This window comes from Roseateles chitinivorans, from assembly GCF_002761755.1.
GTDB classification, from domain to species: Bacteria; Pseudomonadota; Gammaproteobacteria; order Burkholderiales; family Burkholderiaceae_C; genus Roseateles; species Roseateles chitinivorans.
This window is the reverse complement of sequence record NZ_PEOG01000006.1, coordinates 44,855-64,868: the sequence shown is the minus strand read 5'-3', so window position 1 is coordinate 64,868 and position 20,014 is coordinate 44,855. Positions and strand designations below refer to the sequence as shown.

23 protein-coding genes and 1 tRNA gene are annotated in these 20,014 nt (G+C 67.7%); 21 read left to right on the top strand and 3 right to left on the bottom strand.

Annotated elements, in window-relative coordinates:
• Positions 1-9: 9 nt before the first annotated feature.
• The 3 genes from CS062_RS01645 to CS062_RS01640 form a co-directional block, all read right to left on the bottom strand.
• Entirely contained in the window at positions 10-999 is a 990-nt protein-coding gene (locus CS062_RS01645) for an aliphatic sulfonate ABC transporter substrate-binding protein (protein ID WP_099859731.1), read from the bottom strand.
• Between the two features lie 126 nt (positions 1,000-1,125).
• Positions 1,126-1,290, bottom strand: coding sequence for a hypothetical protein (locus CS062_RS26075; RefSeq protein ID WP_158238638.1), 165 nt, complete (start codon positions 1,288-1,290; stop codon positions 1,126-1,128).
• Between the two features lie 103 nt (positions 1,291-1,393).
• Positions 1,394-2,287 carry a LysR substrate-binding domain-containing protein gene (locus tag CS062_RS01640; RefSeq protein ID WP_099859730.1) on the bottom strand — a complete coding sequence of 298 codons (894 nt, stop codon included), beginning with the start codon at positions 2,285-2,287 and terminating at the stop codon, positions 1,394-1,396.
• A 135-nt stretch (positions 2,288-2,422) separates the two neighbouring features.
• On the opposite strand from CS062_RS01640, the gene CS062_RS01635 reads away from it, so the two are divergent.
• The 21 genes from CS062_RS01635 (at position 2,423) to CS062_RS01535 (ending at position 20,007) form a co-directional block, all read left to right on the top strand.
• Positions 2,423-2,818: a RidA family protein gene (locus CS062_RS01635; RefSeq protein WP_099859729.1), complete on the top strand. Its 396-nt coding sequence runs from the start codon at positions 2,423-2,425 to the stop codon at positions 2,816-2,818.
• 21 nt (positions 2,819-2,839) lie between these two features.
• Positions 2,840-3,307: a low molecular weight protein-tyrosine-phosphatase gene (locus tag CS062_RS01630; protein ID WP_099859728.1), complete on the top strand. Its 468-nt coding sequence runs from the start codon at positions 2,840-2,842 to the stop codon at positions 3,305-3,307.
• A 167-nt stretch (positions 3,308-3,474) separates the two neighbouring features.
• Positions 3,475-4,008: a Fe-S cluster assembly transcription factor gene (locus tag CS062_RS01625; RefSeq protein WP_091724267.1), complete on the top strand. Its 534-nt coding sequence runs from the start codon at positions 3,475-3,477 to the stop codon at positions 4,006-4,008.
• Between the two features lie 50 nt (positions 4,009-4,058).
• Complete coding sequence (locus tag CS062_RS01620) at positions 4,059-5,279, top strand: IscS subfamily cysteine desulfurase (RefSeq protein WP_099859727.1); 1,221 nt, start codon at positions 4,059-4,061, stop codon at positions 5,277-5,279.
• 43 nt (positions 5,280-5,322) lie between these two features.
• On the top strand, positions 5,323-5,736 hold the full coding sequence (gene iscU / locus CS062_RS01615) for a Fe-S cluster assembly scaffold IscU (protein WP_099859726.1): 414 nt from the start codon (positions 5,323-5,325) through the stop codon (positions 5,734-5,736).
• A gap of 10 nt (positions 5,737-5,746) precedes the next feature.
• Positions 5,747-6,070, top strand: coding sequence for an iron-sulfur cluster assembly protein IscA (gene iscA / locus CS062_RS01610; RefSeq protein WP_099859725.1), 324 nt, complete (start codon positions 5,747-5,749; stop codon positions 6,068-6,070).
• 80 nt (positions 6,071-6,150) lie between these two features.
• Positions 6,151-6,672 carry a Fe-S protein assembly co-chaperone HscB gene (hscB, locus tag CS062_RS01605; protein ID WP_099859724.1) on the top strand — a complete coding sequence of 174 codons (522 nt, stop codon included), beginning with the start codon at positions 6,151-6,153 and terminating at the stop codon, positions 6,670-6,672.
• A gap of 55 nt (positions 6,673-6,727) precedes the next feature.
• On the top strand, positions 6,728-8,596 hold the full coding sequence (gene hscA / locus CS062_RS01600; RefSeq protein ID WP_099859723.1) for a Fe-S protein assembly chaperone HscA: 1,869 nt from the start codon (positions 6,728-6,730) through the stop codon (positions 8,594-8,596).
• A gap of 35 nt (positions 8,597-8,631) precedes the next feature.
• Entirely contained in the window at positions 8,632-8,970 is a 339-nt protein-coding gene (gene fdx / locus CS062_RS01595) for an ISC system 2Fe-2S type ferredoxin (protein WP_099859722.1), read from the top strand.
• 26 nt (positions 8,971-8,996) lie between these two features.
• The gene (gene tsaD, locus CS062_RS01590; RefSeq protein ID WP_099859721.1) at positions 8,997-10,055 is read left to right on the top strand and encodes a tRNA (adenosine(37)-N6)-threonylcarbamoyltransferase complex transferase subunit TsaD; all 1,059 of its coding nucleotides are present in this window, start codon (positions 8,997-8,999) and stop codon (positions 10,053-10,055) included.
• Between the two features lie 53 nt (positions 10,056-10,108).
• Positions 10,109-11,401, top strand: coding sequence for a branched-chain amino acid ABC transporter substrate-binding protein (locus CS062_RS01585; RefSeq protein WP_233217868.1), 1,293 nt, complete (start codon positions 10,109-10,111; stop codon positions 11,399-11,401).
• Between the two features lie 242 nt (positions 11,402-11,643).
• On the top strand, positions 11,644-11,913 hold the full coding sequence (gene rpsO / locus CS062_RS01580) for a 30S ribosomal protein S15 (protein WP_091724274.1): 270 nt from the start codon (positions 11,644-11,646) through the stop codon (positions 11,911-11,913).
• Positions 11,914-12,227: 314 nt separating this feature from the next.
• Positions 12,228-14,366 carry a polyribonucleotide nucleotidyltransferase gene (gene pnp, locus CS062_RS01575; RefSeq protein ID WP_099859720.1) on the top strand — a complete coding sequence of 713 codons (2,139 nt, stop codon included), beginning with the start codon at positions 12,228-12,230 and terminating at the stop codon, positions 14,364-14,366.
• Between the two features lie 43 nt (positions 14,367-14,409).
• On the top strand, positions 14,410-15,396 hold the full coding sequence (locus CS062_RS01570; RefSeq protein WP_099859719.1) for an NAD(P)H-quinone oxidoreductase: 987 nt from the start codon (positions 14,410-14,412) through the stop codon (positions 15,394-15,396).
• A 48-nt stretch (positions 15,397-15,444) separates the two neighbouring features.
• A complete protein-coding gene (gene tpiA, locus CS062_RS01565; protein ID WP_099859718.1) occupies positions 15,445-16,185 on the top strand; it encodes a triose-phosphate isomerase in 741 nt (246 codons plus the stop codon).
• 34 nt (positions 16,186-16,219) lie between these two features.
• Positions 16,220-16,612 (top strand): preprotein translocase subunit SecG, encoded by a 393-nt coding sequence (gene secG / locus CS062_RS01560; RefSeq protein ID WP_099859717.1) that lies wholly within the window; start codon positions 16,220-16,222, stop codon positions 16,610-16,612.
• Positions 16,613-16,746: 134 nt separating this feature from the next.
• Positions 16,747-16,831: transfer RNA gene (locus CS062_RS01555), tRNA-Leu, on the top strand.
• 290 nt (positions 16,832-17,121) lie between these two features.
• Positions 17,122-17,481: an NADH-quinone oxidoreductase subunit A gene (locus CS062_RS01550; protein ID WP_091724279.1), complete on the top strand. Its 360-nt coding sequence runs from the start codon at positions 17,122-17,124 to the stop codon at positions 17,479-17,481.
• 173 nt (positions 17,482-17,654) lie between these two features.
• A complete protein-coding gene (locus CS062_RS01545) occupies positions 17,655-18,131 on the top strand; it encodes a NuoB/complex I 20 kDa subunit family protein (RefSeq protein WP_067067101.1) in 477 nt (158 codons plus the stop codon).
• 20 nt (positions 18,132-18,151) lie between these two features.
• Positions 18,152-18,748: an NADH-quinone oxidoreductase subunit C gene (locus CS062_RS01540; RefSeq protein ID WP_099859716.1), complete on the top strand. Its 597-nt coding sequence runs from the start codon at positions 18,152-18,154 to the stop codon at positions 18,746-18,748.
• Positions 18,749-18,750: 2 nt separating this feature from the next.
• Positions 18,751-20,007 (top strand): NADH-quinone oxidoreductase subunit D, encoded by a 1,257-nt coding sequence (locus tag CS062_RS01535; RefSeq protein WP_099859715.1) that lies wholly within the window; start codon positions 18,751-18,753, stop codon positions 20,005-20,007.
• Positions 20,008-20,014: the final 7 nt, after the last annotated feature.

The window sequence follows — 20,014 nt, the reverse complement described above, 5'->3', positions numbered from 1 at the left end:
TCGGAAGGGTCAGGCCGGGCGCCAGACCGGTGATTCCTGGATGGCGACGCGGCGAGGCAGGATCTGCGCGCCGCTGAAGGCGTCGGCGATGCGCTGCTGCTCGGCGAGCGACTCGGTGTCGACGGGGCGCACCGCATAGCTGCGGCGCTCGTTGGCGGCGGCGACGATCGCGGCGTCCAGGCCGAGCGCCGGCGCGTGCCAGTCGGCTGCGGCGGCGGGGTTCTTCTTGACCCATTCGCCGGCGCGCTGGAGTTCCTCGTAGACCCGCTGCAGCACCTCCGGATGCCGCTGCGCGAAGGGCGTGGCCGCGAGGTAGAAGCGCCGGTAGGCCGCGATGCGGGTGCCGTCGACCAGGATCCGGGCACCGGATTGGCGCTGCACCGCTGCCAGGAAGGGATCCCACACGACCCACGCGGCGATCGCGCCGTTCTCGAAGGCGGATCGGCCGTCGGCGGGGTTGAGATAGGCGGGTTCGATGTCGCGGATGGAGAGGCCGGCTTGGCTGAGCGCTTCCAGGAGCAGGTAATGCGCGCCGGCGCCCTTGGCGAAACCGACCTTCCTGCCCTTGAGTTGCGCGACCCTGGTGATCGGCGAATCCTTGCGCACGACGATGGCCTGGGCGGTCGGCGACGGCGTCTCGATGGCGTAGTAGGTGAGTTTGGCGCCGGCGGCCAGCGCGAACGGCGGCACGGCGTCGGCGACGTCCGCGCTGAGGTCCAGCGCGCCGATGTTCAGCGCCTCCAGCAGCGGCAGGCCGGAAGTGAATTCATGCCAGGAGACGGCGATCTGCCGCGGGGCGAGCGCCTGCTCGAGCACCCCGCGCGACTTGAGCAGCAGCGTCAGCGTGCTCGACTTCTGATAGCCGATGCGCAAGGGCGTGGCTTCGGCTGCGCGGACAGGGGCGGCGGGCAGGGCAACCGCGCCCGTGAGGGCGGCGGCCTGCGCGAGCCAGCGGCGGCGGGTGGATCCGGAAACGGGCAGAGCGGGCGGGAGGGGCATGGCGGCGGGCTCGACGAGCGCAAAGCGTGTGAACGCCGCAGCCTAGGGATCCCTCCCGGGGATCGGAACGAAGCAAAGCGAGGATCGTTACTCGCGACAGCCCGGATCGTCCGATGGACGCGTCCGTCAGCGAGCCGGTGGGGCGTCGCGCTTGTCCGTCGTCGAAGACGCGGTCGACGGCGCCTTGTCGGTCTCCAGCGCCCATTCGAGCAGCTTCGCTGTCTTCTCGTCGCCGAGGTCGATCAGTTGCAGGCGCGCGGCACGGATGGTTTCGATTTGCGTGAGGCTCATGAAGGACTCCCTGGTGTGAGGCTGTCGTGGAGCAAATCCCGGTCCCGGAACTTCCGAGGGGAATGTGGCTCGAGCCATCGGACCACATCGCCGGGCGCTCCGCCTACCCAGACTTCCCCTGAGCCTGACCGCGCAGCCAGTCGATCGCCGCCTGCGCGCTCGTTGACGGAGCGCGATCCGCGCTCACGGCCACGTGATATGTGTGGCCGTCGATCACCGGGCCGAAGGGCCGCACCAGGTGGCCGGCCGCCAGTTCCTCGGCGATCAGCGCCTGGCTGAGCAGCGCGATGCCTTGTCCCGCGACCGCCGCCTGGATCGCATGCCCCTCGTCGGAGAAGCGCAGTTGCCCGGCCGGGGACAGGTCTTGCACACCGGCCGTCGCGAACCACCGCTCCCAGGTGGGGTTCTCTGGCTGCACGCGTTTCCAGTCGAAGCAGATCAGCGGCACCCGGGCCAGATCCTCGATCGATCTCACCCCCAGACGCGGATTCGCCACCGGCGCGAAGTGGTCGGTGAACAGCGGCTGCGTCACCAGGCCGGGGTAGGGGCCGCGTCCGTAGCGGATCGCGACGTCCACCCCGCGGGAGCGCAGGTCGACCACCTCGTCGGACGCCTGCAGTTGCAGGTCAATGCCGGGATGCCGCGCGCGGAAGTCCGACATCCGCGGCACCAGCCATTTCACCGTGAAGGCATTCGTCGCCGAGATCACCACCTGCGGCCGCCGGCGCGGCTGGGTCAATCGCTCCAGCGCCACCTGGAAGGCGTCGAAGCCGTCGCGCAGTACCGGATAGAGCTGCACGCCCGCGTCGGTCAGCGTCACGCGGCGGACCTGGCGCTCGAAGAGCGCGACCCCGCTCGCTGCTTCCAGCCCGCGGATCTGGTGGCTGATGGCCGTCGGCGTGACGCCCAGCTCGTTCGCCGCGGCCTTGAAGCTGCCCAGGCGCGCCGCCGCCTCGAAGGCGCGCAGCGCGGACAGCGGAAGCAATCGGCGATCCATCCAAGGCCGTCCATTGATGAGATTGACTCATCTTACGGCTGACAAACCAACCTTTGTCGCGCTGCTTCTGCATCCCTATCGTGGTCGCCATGGACGGTGATCAACCCGTCTTCAACGAATGAAAGGAATGCAGCCATGCTGGAACGTGTCATCACCCATCCCGATCCCTACGAACCCTATCTGCTGTCGCAAGGCATCAAGGCGGGCGGGTGGCTGTTCATCTCGGGTCAGGCTGGTGCCGGCGAGGATGGCCGGATCGTGTCGGGCGGTTTCCTCGCCCAGGGCCGTCAGGCCTTCGCGAATCTGCGCCGCGCGCTGGAGGCCGGCGGCGCCAGCCTGAAGGACGTCGCCAAGGTCACCATCTTCGTCACCGACATGGCGCACTTCGAGGACGTCGTGGCGCTGCGTCGCGAGTTCTTCTCGGCGCCGTACCCCGCGGACACGATCGCGGAGATCAAGGCCCTCTACACGCCCGAGGCGATGATCGAGATCGAGGCGATTGCGGTCGTCCGTGGCGGGGAGGGGCGTTGACGCGCGCGACAATCCCGCCCCATGTCCACCCCTGAGCTCTCCATCCTCTTCGTCTGCACGGGGAATATTTGCAGGTCCCCCACCGCCGAGGGCGTCCTGCGCCACCAGCTGGAAGCGCTGGGCATCGCCGACCGAGTCCGGGTCGACTCGGCCGGGGTGCAGGGTTGGCATGCGGGCGAAGCGCCCGACGAGCGCTCCCAAGACCACGCCCGAAAAAGGGGCTATGAGCTCTGCGACCAGCGGGCGCGCGCGCTTCGCCCCGATGATTTCGAACGCTTCGACTTGCTGGTCGCCATGGACGGGGGCCATCTGCGCGAACTCCGCCGTCGCTGTCCTGCTGCGCTGCAGCACCGGATTTCCCTGCTTCCGGGGGAGATCGAGGTCCCGGATCCCTATTACGGCGGTCCCGACGGCTTCGAGCACGTGCTGGACCTGCTCGAGTCGGGCTGCCGACGCCTAGCGCAAATTGCCGCCGGGCGCCTGTCCTGAGCAGGCCCCCTCGACGCCAGTCGGGGGTAACCCGAGCAAGCTCCTTCTTAATTGAGTAAAATGCTCGGACATTGCGGGGGATAACCCTGCTCCGTGAGTCGACCCGGCGTCAGCCGAGCCGCCGCCTCCATGTCCTGAAGCCCACACGGGCGCCAAGGAGAAGTTCGATGCGTCTCACCACCAAAGGTCGTTTTGCCGTCACCGCGATGATCGATCTGGCCCTGCGCGAAAACAGCGGCCCCGTCGCGCTGGCGGCGATCAGCCAACGCCAGCAGATCTCGCTGTCCTACCTGGAGCAGCTGTTCGGCAAGCTGCGCCGCCATCAGCTCGTCGAGTCCACTCGCGGCCCCGGTGGCGGTTACTCGCTGGGTCGCCGGTCCGATGAGATCACCGTCGCCGACATCATCGTCGCCGTCGACGAGCCCATCGACGCCACCGGCTGCGGCGGCAAGGAAAACTGCATGGGCGACGACAACGGCCGCTGCATCACGCACGACCTGTGGACGGCGCTCAACAACAAGATGATCGAGTTCCTCGACTCGGTCACGCTGCGCAAGCTGGTCGACGACCAGCTCGCCAAGGGCGTCACCGTCGAGGAAGCGCCGGTCAAGCGCGCCATTTCCAGCACCCCCGTCGTCAAGCCCATCCGCATCACCGCGCCGAATTCCGTGTTCGCGCTCGGCAACGCGATGAGCAAGTAAGACCCGTCCGCCGGTCTCCCGATTCAGTAGTCGACAAGAAGAACGTTCCCATGGACATGACCCCGCATTTCCCCATCTACATGGACTACGGCGCCACCACGCCGGTGGATCCGCGCGTCGTCGACGCGATGATCCCGTGGCTGCGCGAGCATTTCGGCAATCCGGCATCGCGCAGCCATGCCTGGGGATGGGAAGCGGAAGAAGCCGTGGAGAAGGCCCGCGTCGAAGTCGCCAAGCTGATCGGCGCCGATCCGCGCGAGATCGTCTGGACCTCCGGCGCCACCGAGTCCAACAACCTCGCCATCAAGGGCGCGGCCAACTTCTATCAGTCCCGCGGCAAGCACCTGATCACCGTCAAGACCGAGCACAAGGCCGTGCTCGACACGACCCGTGAACTGGAGCGCCAGGGCTTCGAGGTCACCTACCTCGACGTCAAGGAAGACGGCCTGCTCGACCTCGACGTGCTGAAGGCCGCGATCCGCCCCGACACGATCCTGATCTCGGTGATGTTCGTGAACAACGAGATTGGCGTGATCCAGGACATCCCCGCGATCGGCGCGCTGTGCCGGGAGAAGGGCATCATCTTCCACGTCGACGCCGCCCAGGCCACGGGCAAGGTCGAGATCGACCTGAACACGCTGCCGGTGGACCTGATGAGCCTGGCCTCGCACAAGAGCTACGGGCCGAAGGGCATCGGCGCGCTGTATGTGCGCCGCAAGCCGCGCGTGCGCCTGGAGGCGCAGATGCATGGCGGCGGCCATGAGCGCGGCCTGCGCTCGGGCACGCTGCCCACGCACCAGATCGTCGGCATGGGCGAGGCCTTCCGCATCGCCCGCGAGGAAATGGCCACCGAGCTGCCCCGCATCAAGGCGTTGCAGCAGCGGCTGCTGGACGGCCTCAAGGACATCGAGCAGGTCTTCATCAACGGCGACCTGACCCGCCGCGTGCCCCACAACGTCAACGCCTCGTTCAACTACGTCGAGGGCGAGTCGCTGATCATGGGCATCAAGGGCATCGCCGTGTCCTCGGGCTCCGCCTGCACGTCCGCGAGCCTGGAGCCTAGCTACGTGCTGCGCGCGCTGGGCCGCAGCGACGAGCTCGCGCATTCCTCGCTGCGCATGACGATCGGCCGCTTCACGACCGAGGAAGAGATCGATTACGCCGTCTCGCTGCTGAAGGACCGCGTCGCCAAGCTGCGCGAGCTGTCCCCGCTGTGGGACATGTACAAGGAAGGCATCGATCTGAGCACCATCCAATGGGCCGCTCATTGATCTGATCCGCAGGACACACGAACAACGACGTTGGAGAACAGTCATGGCATACAGCGACAAGGTCATCGACCACTATGAGAACCCGCGCAACGTGGGTGGTTTCGACAAGGGCGACGAATCGGTGGGCACCGGCATGGTCGGCGCGCCGGCCTGCGGCGACGTGATGAAGCTGCAGATCAAGGTCAACCCCGCCACCGGCCTGATCGAGGACGCCAAGTTCAAGACCTACGGCTGCGGCTCCGCGATCGCGTCGAGCTCGCTCGTGACCGAATGGGTCAAGGGCAAGACGCTCGATGAGGCGCTGTCCATCAAGAACAACCAGATCGCGGAAGAGCTGGCGCTGCCGCCGGTGAAGATCCACTGCTCGATCCTGGCCGAGGACGCCATCAAGGCCGCGGTGGACGACTACCGTGCCAAGCACGGCCAGGCCGCCGACGCCGCGACCGCCGCCGCTTGAGGTCCGCGCGATGTCCGTCACCCTGACCGAAGCCGCCGCCCGGCATGTCACGCGCTACATCGCCAAGCGCGGGCGGGGCGTCGGCGTGCGCCTGGGCGTCAAGACCACCGGCTGCTCCGGCCTGGCCTACAAGCTGGAGTACGCCGATGAGGTCGCTCCCGAGGACGTCGTCTTCGAGGGCCATGGCGTCAAGGTGCTGATCGACCCGAAGAGCTTGCCCTACCTGGATGGCACCGAGTTGGACTTCGTCCGCGAGGGCCTGAACGAGGGCTTCAAGTTCCGCAATCCTCGCGAGAAGGACCGCTGCGGCTGCGGCGAATCCTTCCGCATCTGAGGTCGGACGCGAGCGAGGGCGCGGCCAGGTGCCGCGCCTTTTCTTTGGCGCGCTCCGGTGCTGATTGAGCGACAAGCTTCATGAGACTCGACGACGACGACTTCACCCTGTTCGGTCTGCCCCAGCGCTTCGCGCAGGACGGTGCCGACATCGCCCAGCGCTGGAAGGCGCTGGCGGCCAAGGTGCATCCCGACCGCTTCGCGGCGGAGGGCGCGGCCTCGCAGCGCCTGGCGATGCAGTGGTCGCTGCGCGTCAACGAGGCCCATCAGCGCCTGCGCGATCCGCTCAAGCGCGCGTCCTACCTCTGCGAACTCCGCGGCGCGCCGATCCAGGCGAACGAGAACACCCGCATGCCGGCCGCCTTCCTGATGGAGCAGATGGAGTGGCGCGAGTCGCTGGACGAAGCCAGGACGCCCGAGGCGATCCTGGCCATCGACCAGCAGGTCGCCGCCCGCGAGCGCGCGCTGCTGGCGCAGGCCGGTCGCCAGCTCGATGACGAGGACAACGCCGCCGGCGCCGCCGAATCGGTGCGCGCGCTGATGTTCCTGACACGCTTCCGCGCCGACATCGACCAGCGCCTGGAGGCGCTCGAGCATTCCTGAGGCCCGCGCGCATCGTCGCTGCCGCCTCGACTTCCGAAGAACAAGACACGACACCATGGCCCTGCTGCAAATCTCCGAACCCGGCGCGTCGCCCGATCCCCATCAGCGGCGCATCGCCGTGGGCATCGACCTGGGCACGACGCATTCGCTGGTGGCGGCGATGCGCCATGGCGTGGCCGAGTGCCTGCCCGACGACCAGGGGCGGGTGATCCTGCCGTCGGCGGTGCGGGTGATGCCCGAGGGCCGCCGCCAGTTCGGCTACGACGCGCTCGCCGCGCAGGCCGAGGATCCGGAAAACACCATCGTCTCCGTCAAGCGCTTCATGGGCCGCCGCGTCGAGGACATCGCCAATCGCGACAAGCTGCCGTATCGCTTCGAGGACACGCCGGGCATGCTGAGCCTGGCCACCCGCGAGGGCCTGAAGTCGCCGGTCGAGATCAGCGCCGAGATCCTGGCGACGCTGCGCCAGCGGGCCGAGGACACCTTCAACGACGACCTGTTCGGCGCCGTCATCACCGTCCCGGCCTACTTCGACGACGCGCAGCGCCAGGCGACCAAGGACGCCGCGCAACTCGCGGGCCTGAACGTGCTGCGCCTGATCAACGAGCCCACCGCGGCGGCGATCGCCTACGGCCTGGACAACGGCAGCGAAGGCCTCTACGCGGTCTATGACCTGGGAGGCGGCACCTTCGACATCTCGCTGCTGCGCCTGACGCGGGGCGTCTTCGAGGTGGTGGCCACCGGCGGTGATGCGCAGCTCGGCGGCGACGACTTCGATCGCCTGCTGGCGGACTGGGCGCTGGCGCAGGCCGGCCTGAGCGCCACCAGCGCCGCGGACAAGCGCCGGGTGCTGGTCGCCGCGCGCCAGGCCAAGGAGTCGCTGACCGACGCCGAGCGCGTCACATTGAGCGCCGCGCTCGATGCCGGCGCGCTGAGCGTCGAGGTGTCGCGCGCCCAGTTCGACGAACTGGCCCAGCCGCTGGTCAACAAGACGCTGCTGGCGGTGCGCCGCGTGCTGCGCGACGCCAAGGTCGGCGCCGACGAGGTGCAGGGTACGGTGATGGTGGGCGGCTCGACCCGCATGCCGATCGTGCGCCGCGTCGTCGGCGAGCTCTTCGGTCGCGAGGTCCTGACCAACCTGAATCCCGACGAGGTCGTCGCGCTGGGCGCGGCGGTCCAGGCGAATCAGCTCGCGGGCAACAGCGCCGACGGCGAGATCCTGCTGCTGGACGTGATCCCGCTGTCGCTCGGCCTGGAAACGATGGGTGGACTGGTCGAGCGCATCATCGAGCGCAACGCCACCATCCCGGTCGCCAAGGCCCAGGACTTCACCACCTTCAAGGATGGCCAGACCGCGCTGGCGGTGCATGTGCTGCAGGGCGAGCGTGAACTGGTGAGCGAGTGCCGCTCGCTGGCCCGCTTCGAGTTGCGCGGCATTCCGCCGATGGCCGCCGGTGCGGCACGCATCCGCGTGACCTTCCAGGTCGACGCCGACGGCTTGCTGAGCGTGTCCGCGCGCGAACTGGGCTCGGGCGTCGAGGCGGCGGTGCAGGTCAAGCCCAGCTACGGCCTGTCCGACGACCAGATCGCCACGATGCTGCGCGAGGGTTTCGCCAGCGCCGAATCCGACATGGCCGCCCGCAAGCTGCGCGAGGCGCGGGTGGAGGCCGAGCGGATGATCCTCGCCACCCAATCCGCGCTGCGTGCCGACGGCGACCTGCTCAGCGAGGCCGAGCGCGCCGAGATCGCCGCGCTGCAGTCGGACCTGCTGGCCAAGGCGCAGGCCGAGGACGCGGTCGCGAACGCCGACGCCATCGACGCCGCTGTCGAGGCGCTCGCCAAGGGCACCGAGGCCTTCGCCGCCGCGCGCATGAACCGCGGCATCCAGCAGGCCCTGACCGGCCGCAGCATCGATCAGGTCTGAGCGCGAGCCGACACCGCCAGCTTCAAGGACATCCCATGCCCGTCATCAAGATCCTTCCCCATCCCGAATACGCGCCCGAGGGCAAGACCATCGAGGCGCCGTCCGGGACCACGATCTGTGAGGCGCTGCTCGACAACCATGTCGACATCGAGCACGCCTGCGACCAGGTCTGCGCCTGCACCACCTGCCACGTGATCGTGCGCGAGGGCTTCGCGTCGCTGTCCGAGATGGAGGAGAACGAGGAGGACATGCTGGACCGCGCCTGGGGCCTGGAGCCCAATTCGCGCCTGTCCTGCCAAGCCATCCTGTCCAACACCGATGTGACGGTCGAGATTCCCAAGTACTCGATCAACCACGCCAAAGAGAACCATTGAGCGCGCGCTGACCGCGCCCGGAAGCCATGCGTGTCCTCGGCATCGAATCCTCCTGCGACGAAACCGGCGTGGCGCTGGTCGACGCGTCCGGCGACGGCGTGCCGGCGTTGCTCGCGCATGCGCTGCACAGCCAGATCTCGATGCACCAGGCCTATGGGGGCGTGGTGCCGGAGCTGGCCTCCCGCGACCACATCCGCCGCGTGCTGCCGCTGACCCGCGAGGTGCTGGGCAGCGCCGGCCTGTCCCTGGCGGACATCGATGTCGTCGCCTATACCCAGGGGCCGGGCCTCGCCGGCGCACTGCTGGTCGGCGCGGGCGTCGCGGCGTCGCTGGGTGCCGCGCTCGATCGTCCGGTGATGGGCATCCACCACCTCGAGGGCCACTTGCTGTCGCCGTTCCTGTCGGCCGATCCGCCGGAGTTCCCGTTCGTCGCGCTGCTGGTCTCGGGCGGTCACACGCAGCTGATGCGGGTGGATGACGTCGGCAGCTACGAGCTGCTGGGCGAAACCATCGACGACGCCGCCGGCGAGGCCTTCGACAAATCGGCCAAGCTGCTGGGCCTGCCGTATCCGGGTGGCCCGCACCTGTCCAGGCTGGCCGAGCAGGGCGATGCCGAGGCCTTCGCGCTGCCGCGTCCGCTGCTGCACAGTGGCAAGCCCGACTTCAGCTTCGCGGGCCTGAAGACGGCGGTGCTGACGCAGGTCCGCAAGCTCGAGGCGCAGCCTGGCGGCATCACCGAGTCGCAGCGCGCCGACCTCGCGGCGTCGACGCAGGCGGCGATCGTCGAGGTGCTGGTGAAGAAGGCGCTGCTCGCGCTCAAGGAAACCGGGTTGAAGCGGCTGGTCGTGGCCGGCGGTGTCGGCGCGAACAAGCGGTTGCGCGAGCAGCTGAACGCGGTCTGCGAGAAGCGCCGGGTGCGCGTCCACTACCCCGAGCTGCACCTGTGCACCGACAACGGCGCGATGATCGCGCTCGCCGCCGCGCTGCGCCTGCAGCGCGACATGGCGGCGCTGACCCGCGGCGGCGGCTTCGAGGTCCGGCCGCGCTGGGACCTGTCGCAACTGAACGGTCCGGCCGCGCTGTGAGGCGCCGGGCGGGGAGGGTGGCGCTGCTGCTGGGCGCCGCGATGACCGTCGGCATGGCGTCGTCCGCGAGCGTGACGGCCTCGTCGACCGGCCAGGGGGCCTCGGCCACGTCTTCCGCGTCATCGATCCCGATCGGCGCTCCGGCGGCGCCCATCCGACTCGCGCTGATCGAGGGCCTGTCCGGGCCGCTCGGCAATGGCGGCGAAGCGGTGTTCCGCAACCTGGTCTGGGCCACCGAACGCGTCAACGCCCGCGGGGGCGTGAGGCTGCCCGGCGGCGCGCGGCGGCTGGAACTGGTGCGCTTCGACAGCAAGGGCTCGGTCGAGGAGTCGCTGTCGATGCTGCGCGCCGCGACCGACCAGGGCATCCAGGTCGTGCTGCAGGGCAACAGCTCGGCCGTCGCTGGCGCGCTGATCGCGGCGCTGGACAAGCACAACGCGCGTGAGCCGGCGCGCCGCGCGCTGTTCCTGAACTACGCCGCCGTCGATCCGGCGTTGACCGGCGCGCAGTGCAGCTTCTGGCACTTCCGCTTCGACGCCCACACCGACATGCGGCTGGCCGCGCTGGTCGAGGTGATCGCCCAGGATCGGGCGCTGAAGACGATCTACCTGATCGGCCAGGACTACAGCTTCGGCCAGCACCTGCGCGAGCAAGCGAGGGCGATGCTCGCCAGGCGCCGGCCCGACCTGCGCATCGTCGGCGACGAACTGCATCCGCTCGGCCGCGTGAAGGACTTCCTGCCCTACGCGACCAAGATCCGCGCCAGCGGCGCCCAGGCCGTGCTGACCGGCAACTGGGGCAACGACCTGACCTTGCTGATCAAGGCGGCCAAGGACATCGGGCTGGAGGCGCGCTTCCACACCTTCTACGGCAACGCGCTGGGCGTGCCGGGGGTGCTCGGCGAAGCGGGCGTCGACCGGGTGCTGGCGGTCGCCGAATGGCATCCGAATGTCGGCACGGCAGACGCAGAGCGCTTCTATGCCGCGTTCCGCCAGCGCTTCCCCAAGCCGGAGCACGACTACCTGCATGCACGCATGCAGTTGATGGTGGAGATGCTGGTCGCCGCGATGGAGCGGGCCGGCACGACGGCGCCCCGGGCGGTGGCGACGGCGCTCGAGGGGTTGAAACTGGACGGCCGGCCGCTGGGCATCGCCCACGAAGGCGAGATGCGCGCCGCCGATCACCAGCTCCAGCAGCCGCTGTACGTCAGCGTGATGCGCCGCGCCGGGGAGGCGGGCGTGCCGCACGACAACGAGGGATCCGGTTACGGCTTCCGCACCCTGCGCTACCTGGACGCGACGCGGGCGGCGCAGCCGTCGTCCTGCCGGATGCGTCGTCCGGACTGAGGTCGCGGGCCGGGACGGGCGGTCCGTCCGGGTCCTTCGCCCCGGGCGAACGCCGACTCCCTGTCTGATTGGTATATACTGCGCGCTGTTTTGCCTGGTCCGTCCAGGGGAACAGCCAGCACGGCACGGGTCGGTTTCACCTGTGACCGCAAGTCAATCCTCGGAAACCGTCAGCGCACTCGCAGCCTTCATCGGCCATGCCCGGCGGACCTTCCGAACCATTCCGGAACAAGGAGCGCATCATGTCCATCGCCGATCTGAACAAGGCCGACATCGTCAAGGCCAACGCCCGCAGCGCCAACGACACGGGCTCCCCCGAAGTCCAGGTCGCCCTGCTGACCGCTCGCATCAATGAGCTGACCCCCCACTTCAAGCTGCACGCCAAGGACCACCACGGCCGCCGCGGCCTGCTGAAGATGGTCAACCAGCGCAAGAGCCTGCTGGCCTACCTGAAGAACAAGGATGCGGACCGCTACACCGCCCTGATCCAGAAGCTGGGTCTGCGCAAGTAATTCGCGTGCGCATGCAAAGAGCCTGATTGGTCCGATTCCAACAGGCTCTTTGTCGTTTCTGCGAGCCGCTGCCGGAGCGTTCCGGACGGCTCGCCACCGGTCCAGTCGCCGGTCACGCCGCCAGCCCCCGTGGGCGGGTCGCGTGAGAAGACGATGGAGTCGGGCTGACGTGGCGCTGCTGTGTCATTCCAATGCGCTTGCCGGCAGGGGCCGGGCAAGCAGGCGCTCTGGAATGGCATCCCGCCAAACCCAGCTTCACTCCCGGTTCCGCGCCGCACCGCGAGCGGCGCATCCCTGAACTGAGGAGAACTCGAATGAGCATGTTCAACAAGGTCACGAAGACCTTCCAATGGGGCCAGCACCAAGTCGTGATGGAGACCGGCGAGATCGCCCGTCAATCCAGCGGCGCCGTCCTGGTGAACATCGAGGACACCGTGGTCCTGGCGACCGTCGTCGCCAAGTCGGCCCCGAAGGCCGGCCAGGACTTCTTCCCGCTGACCGTCGACTACATCGAGAAGACCTATGCCGCCGGCAAGATCCCCGGCAGCTTCTTCAAGCGTGAAGGCCGCCCGAGCGAGCTCGAGACCCTGACCTCGCGCCTGATCGACCGCCCGATCCGCCCGCTGTTCCCCGAAGGCTTCTTCAACGAAGTCCAGGTCGTGATCCACACGGTGTCGCTGAACCCGGAAGTCCAGGCCGACATCGCCGCCATGATCGCCACCAGCGCCGCGCTGGCCATCTCCGGCATTCCGTTCAACGGCCCGATCGGCGCCGCCCGCGTGGGCTACGTCAATGGCGAGTACGTGCTGAACCCGGGCAAGACCCAGCTGATCGATTCGAAGCTGGATCTGGTCGTCGCCGGCACCGAAGCGGCCGTGCTGATGGTCGAGTCCGAGGCTGACCAGCTGAGCGAAGACATCATGCTGGGCGCCGTGACCTACGGCCACGACCAGGGCAAGGTCGCCATCGCCGCGATCAACGAGCTGGTCCGTGAAGCCGGCAAGCCGTCCTGGAACTGGGTCGCCCCGGCCAAGGACGAGGGCTTCATCGCCAAGGTCACCGCGCTGGCCGAGGAAGAGCTGCGCGCCGCTTACCAGATCCGCTCCAAGCAGGCCCGCACCGAGGCCTGCCGCACCGCCTACGCCAAGGTCAAGGACGCCCTGACCGCCGAAGGCGTCGCCTTCGACGGCGTGGAAGTCGATGGCCTGCTGTTCGAGATCGAAGCCCGCATCGTCCGTGGCCAGATCCTGGCCGGCGAGCCTCGCATCGACGGCCGCGACACCCGCACCGTGCGCGCCATCGAGATCCGCAACAGCGTGCTGCCGCGCGCCCACGGCTCGGCACTGTTCACCCGGGGCGAGACGCAGGCGCTGGTCGCCGCGACGCTGGGCACCGACCGCGACGCGCAAGTCATCGACGCGCTGGCGGGCGAGTATTCCGAGCGCTTCATGCTGCACTACAACATGCCCCCGTTCGCCACCGGCGAGACCGGCCGCGTGGGCAGCCCCAAGCGCCGCGAGATCGGCCACGGCCGCCTGGCCAAGCGGGCGCTGGTCGCCGTGCTGCCGACCAAGGAAGACTTCCCGTACTCGATCCGCGTGGTCTCGGAGATCACCGAGTCGAACGGCTCGTCCTCGATGGCCTCGGTCTGCGGCGGCTGCCTGTCGCTGCTGGATGCCGGCGTGCCGCTGAAGGCGCACGTCGCCGGCATCGCCATGGGCCTGATCAAGGACGGCAACCGCTTCGCGGTGCTGACTGACATCCTGGGCGACGAGGATCACCTCGGCGACATGGACTTCAAGGTGGCCGGCACGACCTCGGGCATCACCGCGCTGCAGATGGACATCAAGATCCAGGGCATCACCAAGGAGATCATGCAGGTCGCCCTGGCGCAGGCCAAGGAAGCGCGTCTGCACATCCTGGAAAAGATGGTGGCGGCGATGGGCTCGGCCAATGCCGAGATCTCCCAGTTCGCGCCCCGCCTGTACACGATGAAGATCAATCCGGAGAAGATCCGCGACGTGATCGGCAAGGGCGGCGCCACCATCCGTGCGCTGACCGAGGAAACCGGCACGCAGATCGACATCGCCGAGGACGGCACGATCACCATCGCCTCGACCGACGGCGACAAGGCCGAGCTGGCCAAGAAGCGCATCGAGCAGATCACGGCCGAGGCTGAGATCGGCAAGGTCTACGAAGGCCCGGTCACCAAGATCCTGGACTTCGGTGCGCTGATCAACATCCTGCCGGGCAAGGACGGTCTGCTGCACATCAGCCAGATCGCCCACCAGCGCGTGGAGAAGGTCACCGACTTCCTGAGCGAAGGCCAGATTGTCAAGGTCAAGGTCCTGGAGACCGATGAGAAGGGTCGCATCAAGCTGTCGATGAAGGCGCTGCTGGACCGCGACGCGGCGCCGGTCGCTCCGGCTCACGGCGAAGGTTCGGCCGAGTAATCGGCCCGATCCCCGGCTTCGACGCACCGCGATCCGACCTGTCATGAAAGCCATCGCCATCACCCAGCCTGGCGGACCGGAGGTCCTGCAGCTGATCGAGCGTGCCGACCCCATTGCCGGGGCCGGCGAGTGCCTGATCCGCGTGCAGGCCTACGGCATCAACCGCCCGGATGTGCTGCAGCGCAAGGGCGCCTATCCGCCGCCCGTCGGCGCCAGCGATCTTCCGGGTCTGGAGGTGGCGGGCGTCATCGAGGCCGGGGATGCGCAGGCGCTGGCTGGTGCCGGTCTGAAGGTGGGTGACGCGGTCTGCGCGCTCGTGGCCGGTGGCGGTTATGCCGAGCTCTGCGTCGCTCCGGTGGCGCAGTGCCTGCCGGTGCCGCGGGGCTGGTCGATGGTCGAGGCGGCGAGCCTGCCGGAGACCTTCTTCACCGTCTGGAGCAACGTCTTCGAGCGCGCGCGCCTGCAGCCGGGCGAAAGCCTGCTGGTGCATGGCGGCAGCTCCGGCATCGGCGTCACCGCGATCCAGATCGCCAAGGCGCTGGGCTCGACGGTGCTGGTCACCGTCGGCAACGCGGACAAGGCCAAGGCCTGCCTGGCGCTGGGTGCCGACGTCGCGATCAACTATCGCGACCAGGACTTCGTCGAGGCGGTGAACGCGGCGACCGGCGGTCGCGGTGTCGATGTCATCCTGGACATGGTCGCCGGCAGCTATGTCGCGCGCAACGTGCAATGCCTGGCCGACGACGGCCGCGCCGTGATCATCGCGGTGCAGGGTGGGGTGAAGGCGGAGTTCGATGCGGGCCAGGTCCTGCGTCGCCGTCTGACGATCACCGGCTCGACGCTGCGTCCGCGCCCGATCGCATTCAAGGCCGGCATCGCCCGCGCGCTGCGCGAGCGGGTCTGGCCGCTGCTCGAGTCCCGTGCCATCGCGCCCGTCATCTTCCGGCAGTTGCCGGCCGCCGAGGCGGCTGCGGCGCATGCGCTGATGGAGTCGGGCGAGCACGTCGGCAAGATCGTGCTGAGCTGGTGAGTGGCCGGCTCGGTCGCGGGCTTTTTCGGTTTCAAGGGAGTTGATGTGATGCGCAAGAAACTGGTGGTCGGCAACTGGAAGATGCATGGCACCCGTGCGTCCAACGCCGTGCTGCTGGCGGGCCTCAAGGAAGCGGGTCCGTGGAACGCCCAGGTGGCCGTGTGCGTGCCATTCCCGTACATCACGGAGACGGCGCTCGCGCTGACCGGCACGCAGATGGTCTACGGCGCGCAGGACGTGTCCACGCACGAGCAGGGCGCGTACACCGGCGAGGTGTCCTCGGCGATGCTGGCCGACCTGGGCTGCCGTTTCGCGATCGTCGGCCATTCGGAGCGGCGCGCCTATCACGCCGAGAGCGACCAGCTGGTCGCCGACAAGGCCAAGGCGGCGCTGGCGCATGGTGTCACGCCGATCGTCTGTGTCGGCGAGACGCTGGCCGAGCGCGAGGGCGGCAAGACGGAAGAGGTCGTCAAGCGCCAGCTGGCGGCGGTGATCCACACGCTGACGCACTGCATTGGCGAGATCGTCGTGGCCTATGAGCCGGTGTGGGCGATCGGTACCGGACTGACGGCCACGCCGGAGCAGGCCCAGCAGGTCCATGCGCTGCTGCGTCAGCAGTTGCGCGCGGCCACGCAGAAGGCCGATCAGATGCAGATCCTTTACGGCGGCAGCGTCAAGCCCGACAACGCCGTCCAACTGTTTGCGCAGCCCGACATCGATGGCGGCCTCATCGGAGGTGCCGCGCTGAAGGCGGCCGATTTCGCGGCGATCTGCCGCGCCGCCGGCTGAAGCCCGGCGTTCAAGGTTCCTGGAGAAAGAAGCAATGCAAGTGATGATGAACCTGGTGCTGGTGGTGCAGCTGATCGCGGCACTGGCGATGATCGGCCTGGTGCTGGTCCAGCACGGCAAGGGGGCCGACATGGGCGCCTCGTTCGGCAGCGGGGCCTCGGGCTCGCTGTTCGGTGCGACCGGCAGCGCCAACTTCCTGTCGCGCTCGACCGCGGTCGCGGCGACGATCTTCTTCGTGGCGACGCTGGCCCTGGCCTACATGGGCAGCCACCGCGAGGGCGGTATCGGCACCGGCCCGACGGCTGGCGAGCAGCTGCTGGAGCGCGCCGCCACGCCGGCCTCTCCGGCTTCGGCCGCAGTGCTGCCGGGCGCTTCGATCGCTCCTCAGGCCGCGCCTTCGGCGGCGGCCTCGGGCGCCTCGAACTGACAGAGATGGGCGGCAAGCGCAAGCTCCTCGACAAAATTGCTTCGGTTTCTTTTTGTCGCTCAGAAAGCGCTATAGAATTCGAGGCTGTCTGAAACGCGAGCCGTCAAGACAAAGTCACTGAAGGGTGACAACCAGCCGACGTGGTGAAATTGGTAGACACGCTATCTTGAGGGGGTAGTGGCGAAAGCTGTGCGAGTTCGAGTCTCGCCGTCGGCACCAGATAAATCGGCCTGCCATGGTCTTCGTGATCTAGCCGGAAAGCCGGATCGAAGCAGATCAAGCAGGTTGAAGGATTCGGGGGAATCTCCACGCGACATGCGTGTGCGAATTTCCGGAGTCCAAGGCGGGCGCGGTCCGTGAGCGATTGGATAATCGCTGGCGGCGCGCCCGTTGCTTTTGCCGAATCGTTGGTCGGCCCTGGCCTGCCAATCTTCGGTGACACGTTGGGAATTGGAATTGCCGCCCGCTGCGGCAGTATCGCGATCCCGGCATCAAAACGAGAGCAAGCCGTGAGCCTGGAACAATACCTGCCCGTCATCCTTTTCATCCTGGTCGGTTGCGGAGTGGGTATCGCCCCGCAAGTGCTGGGCTTCCTGGCCGGCCCGCGTCGCCCTGACGCGGCAAAGAACAGCCCCTACGAATGCGGCTTCGAGGCCTTCGAGGACGCGCGCATGAAATTCGACGTGCGCTACTACCTCGTCGCCATCCTCTTCATCCTCTTCGACCTGGAAATCGCCTTCCTGTTCCCCTGGGCGGTCTCGCTGCGCGAGATCGGTCCGGAAGGCTTCTGGGCGATGATGATCTTCCTGGGCATCCTGGTCGTGGGCTTCGCCTACGAATGGAAGAAGGGCGCGCTCGACTGGGAGTGACGACCCGACGGCGGGCCCGCGGCGACGCGCCGGGCCCGTGAACGCATCAGGACACGGCGCCCGTTTCGGGCGCGTGTCCGTTAGGGAAGGGCAACGCGTCAACGCGGCGTCAAGGCGACGGCCGCGGTCTCGAAGTTCCTTCTCCGCTGATCTCGAAAGATTGGAAATTCGATATGGGTAACGAAGGCGTATTGAAGGAAGGCTTCATGACCACCCAGCTGGACAAGCTGGTGAACTGGTCCAAGACCGGCTCGTTGTGGCCGATGACCTTCGGTCTCGCCTGCTGCGCGGTCGAGATGATGCATGCGGGCGCGGCCCGCTACGACATCGACCGCTTCGGCATGCTGTTCCGTCCCAGCCCGCGCCAGTCCGACCTGATGATCGTGGCCGGCACGCTGTGCAACAAGATGGCGCCGGCGCTGCGCAAGGTCTACGACCAGATGGCCGAGCCGCGCTGGGTGCTGTCCATGGGCAGCTGCGCGAACGGCGGCGGCTACTACCACTACAGCTATTCGGTCGTGCGCGGCTGTGACCGCATCGTGCCGGTGGACGTCTATGTCCCGGGCTGTCCGCCGACCGCCGAAGCACTGCTCTACGGCATCCTGCAGCTGCAGGCCAAGATCCGTCGCGAGAACACCATCGCTCGCTGAGCAGAAGCAGGCTGACTCCCATGACCATGAAACTCGACACCCTGCAGGCGGCGCTGCAATCCGTGCTGGGCGACCAGATCGTCGCGCTCAAGCGCGAGCTCGGCGAAATCACGATCACCGTCGCGGCCAAGGACTACTTCAACGTCGCCAAGCTGCTGCGTGATCACTCGGAACTGCGCTTCGAGCAGCTGATCGACCTGTGCGGCGTGGACTACTCGACCTACAAGGACGGCGCCTACGACGGCGCGCGTTTCGCGGTCGTGTCGCACCTGCTGTCGATCAACAAGAACTGGCGCCTGCGGGTGAAGGTCTTCGCTCCCGATGACGACTTCCCCGCGGTGGCTGCGGTGACCCCGATCTGGAATGCCGCCAACTGGTTCGAGCGGGAGGCCTTCGATCTGTACGGGATCATCTTCGAGGGCCACGAGGACCTGCGCCGCATCCTGACCGACTACGGCTTCATCGGCCACCCGATGCGCAAGGACTTCCCGGTGTCGGGTCATGTCGAGATGCGCTACGACCCCGAGCAGAAGCGGGTGGTCTACCAGCCGGTGACCATCGAGCCGCGCGAGATCACCCCGCGCGTGATCCGCGAAGACAACTACGGGGGCCTGTGAGCATGCCAGCCGAAATCAAGAACTACACCCTGAACTTCGGTCCGCAGCACCCGGCCGCGCACGGCGTGCTGCGCCTGGTGCTGGAGCTGGACGGTGAAGTGATCCAGCGCGCCGATCCGCACATCGGCCTCCTGCACCGTGCCACCGAGAAGCTGGCCGAGTCCAAGACCTTCATCCAGTCGCTGCCCTACATGGACCGCCTCGACTACGTGTCGATGATGGCCAACGAGCATGCGTACTGCCTGGCCATCGAGAAGATGCTGGGCCTGGAAGTCCCCGAGCGCGCGCAGTACATCCGCGTGATGTTCTCGGAGCTGACCCGCATCCTGAACCACCTGCTCTGGCTGGGCGCGCACGGCATCGACTGCGGCGCGATGAACATCCTCATCTACTGCTTCCGCGAGCGTGAGGACATCTTCGACATGTACGAGGCGGTGTCGGGCGCGCGCATGCACGCGGCCTACTTCCGTCCGGGCGGCGTCTATCGCGACCTGCCGGACTCGATGCCGCAGTACAAGGTCAGCAAGATCAAGAACCAGAAGGCGATCGACAAGCTCAACGAGAACCGCCGGGGCTCGCTGCTCGATTTCATCGAGGACTTCTGCAACCGCTTCCCGGCCAACGTCGACGACTACGAGACGCTGCTGACCGACAACCGCATCTGGAAGCAGCGCACCGTGGGCATCGGCGTCGTGTCGCCGGAGCGCGCGTTGAACCTGGGCCTGACCGGCCCGATGCTGCGCGGCTCGGGCATTGCCTGGGACACCCGCAAGACGCAGCCCTACGACGTCTACGACCGCATGGACTTCGACATCCCGGTCGGCACCAACGGCGACACCTACGACCGCTACTGCGTGCGCGTCGAGGAAATGCGTCAGTCCAACCGCATCGTCCAGCAGTGCGTGAAGTGGCTCAAGGCCAATCCCGGCCCGGTCATCACCGACAACCACAAGGTGGCCCCGCCGTCGCGCGTCGCGATGAAGAGCAGCATGGAAGAGCTGATCCACCACTTCAAGCTGTTCACCGAAGGCTTCCGCGTCCCCGAGGGCGAGGCCTACGCATCGGTCGAGCATCCGAAGGGCGAGTTCGGCATCTACATGATCAGCGACGGCGCCAACAAGCCGTACCGCCTGAAGATCCGCGCGCCGGGCTATTCGCATCTGGCCGCGCTGGACGAGATGGCCCGCGGACACATGATTGCCGACGCGGTGGCCGTGATCGGCACGATGGACATCGTGTTCGGTGAAATTGACCGTTGAGTGGTGA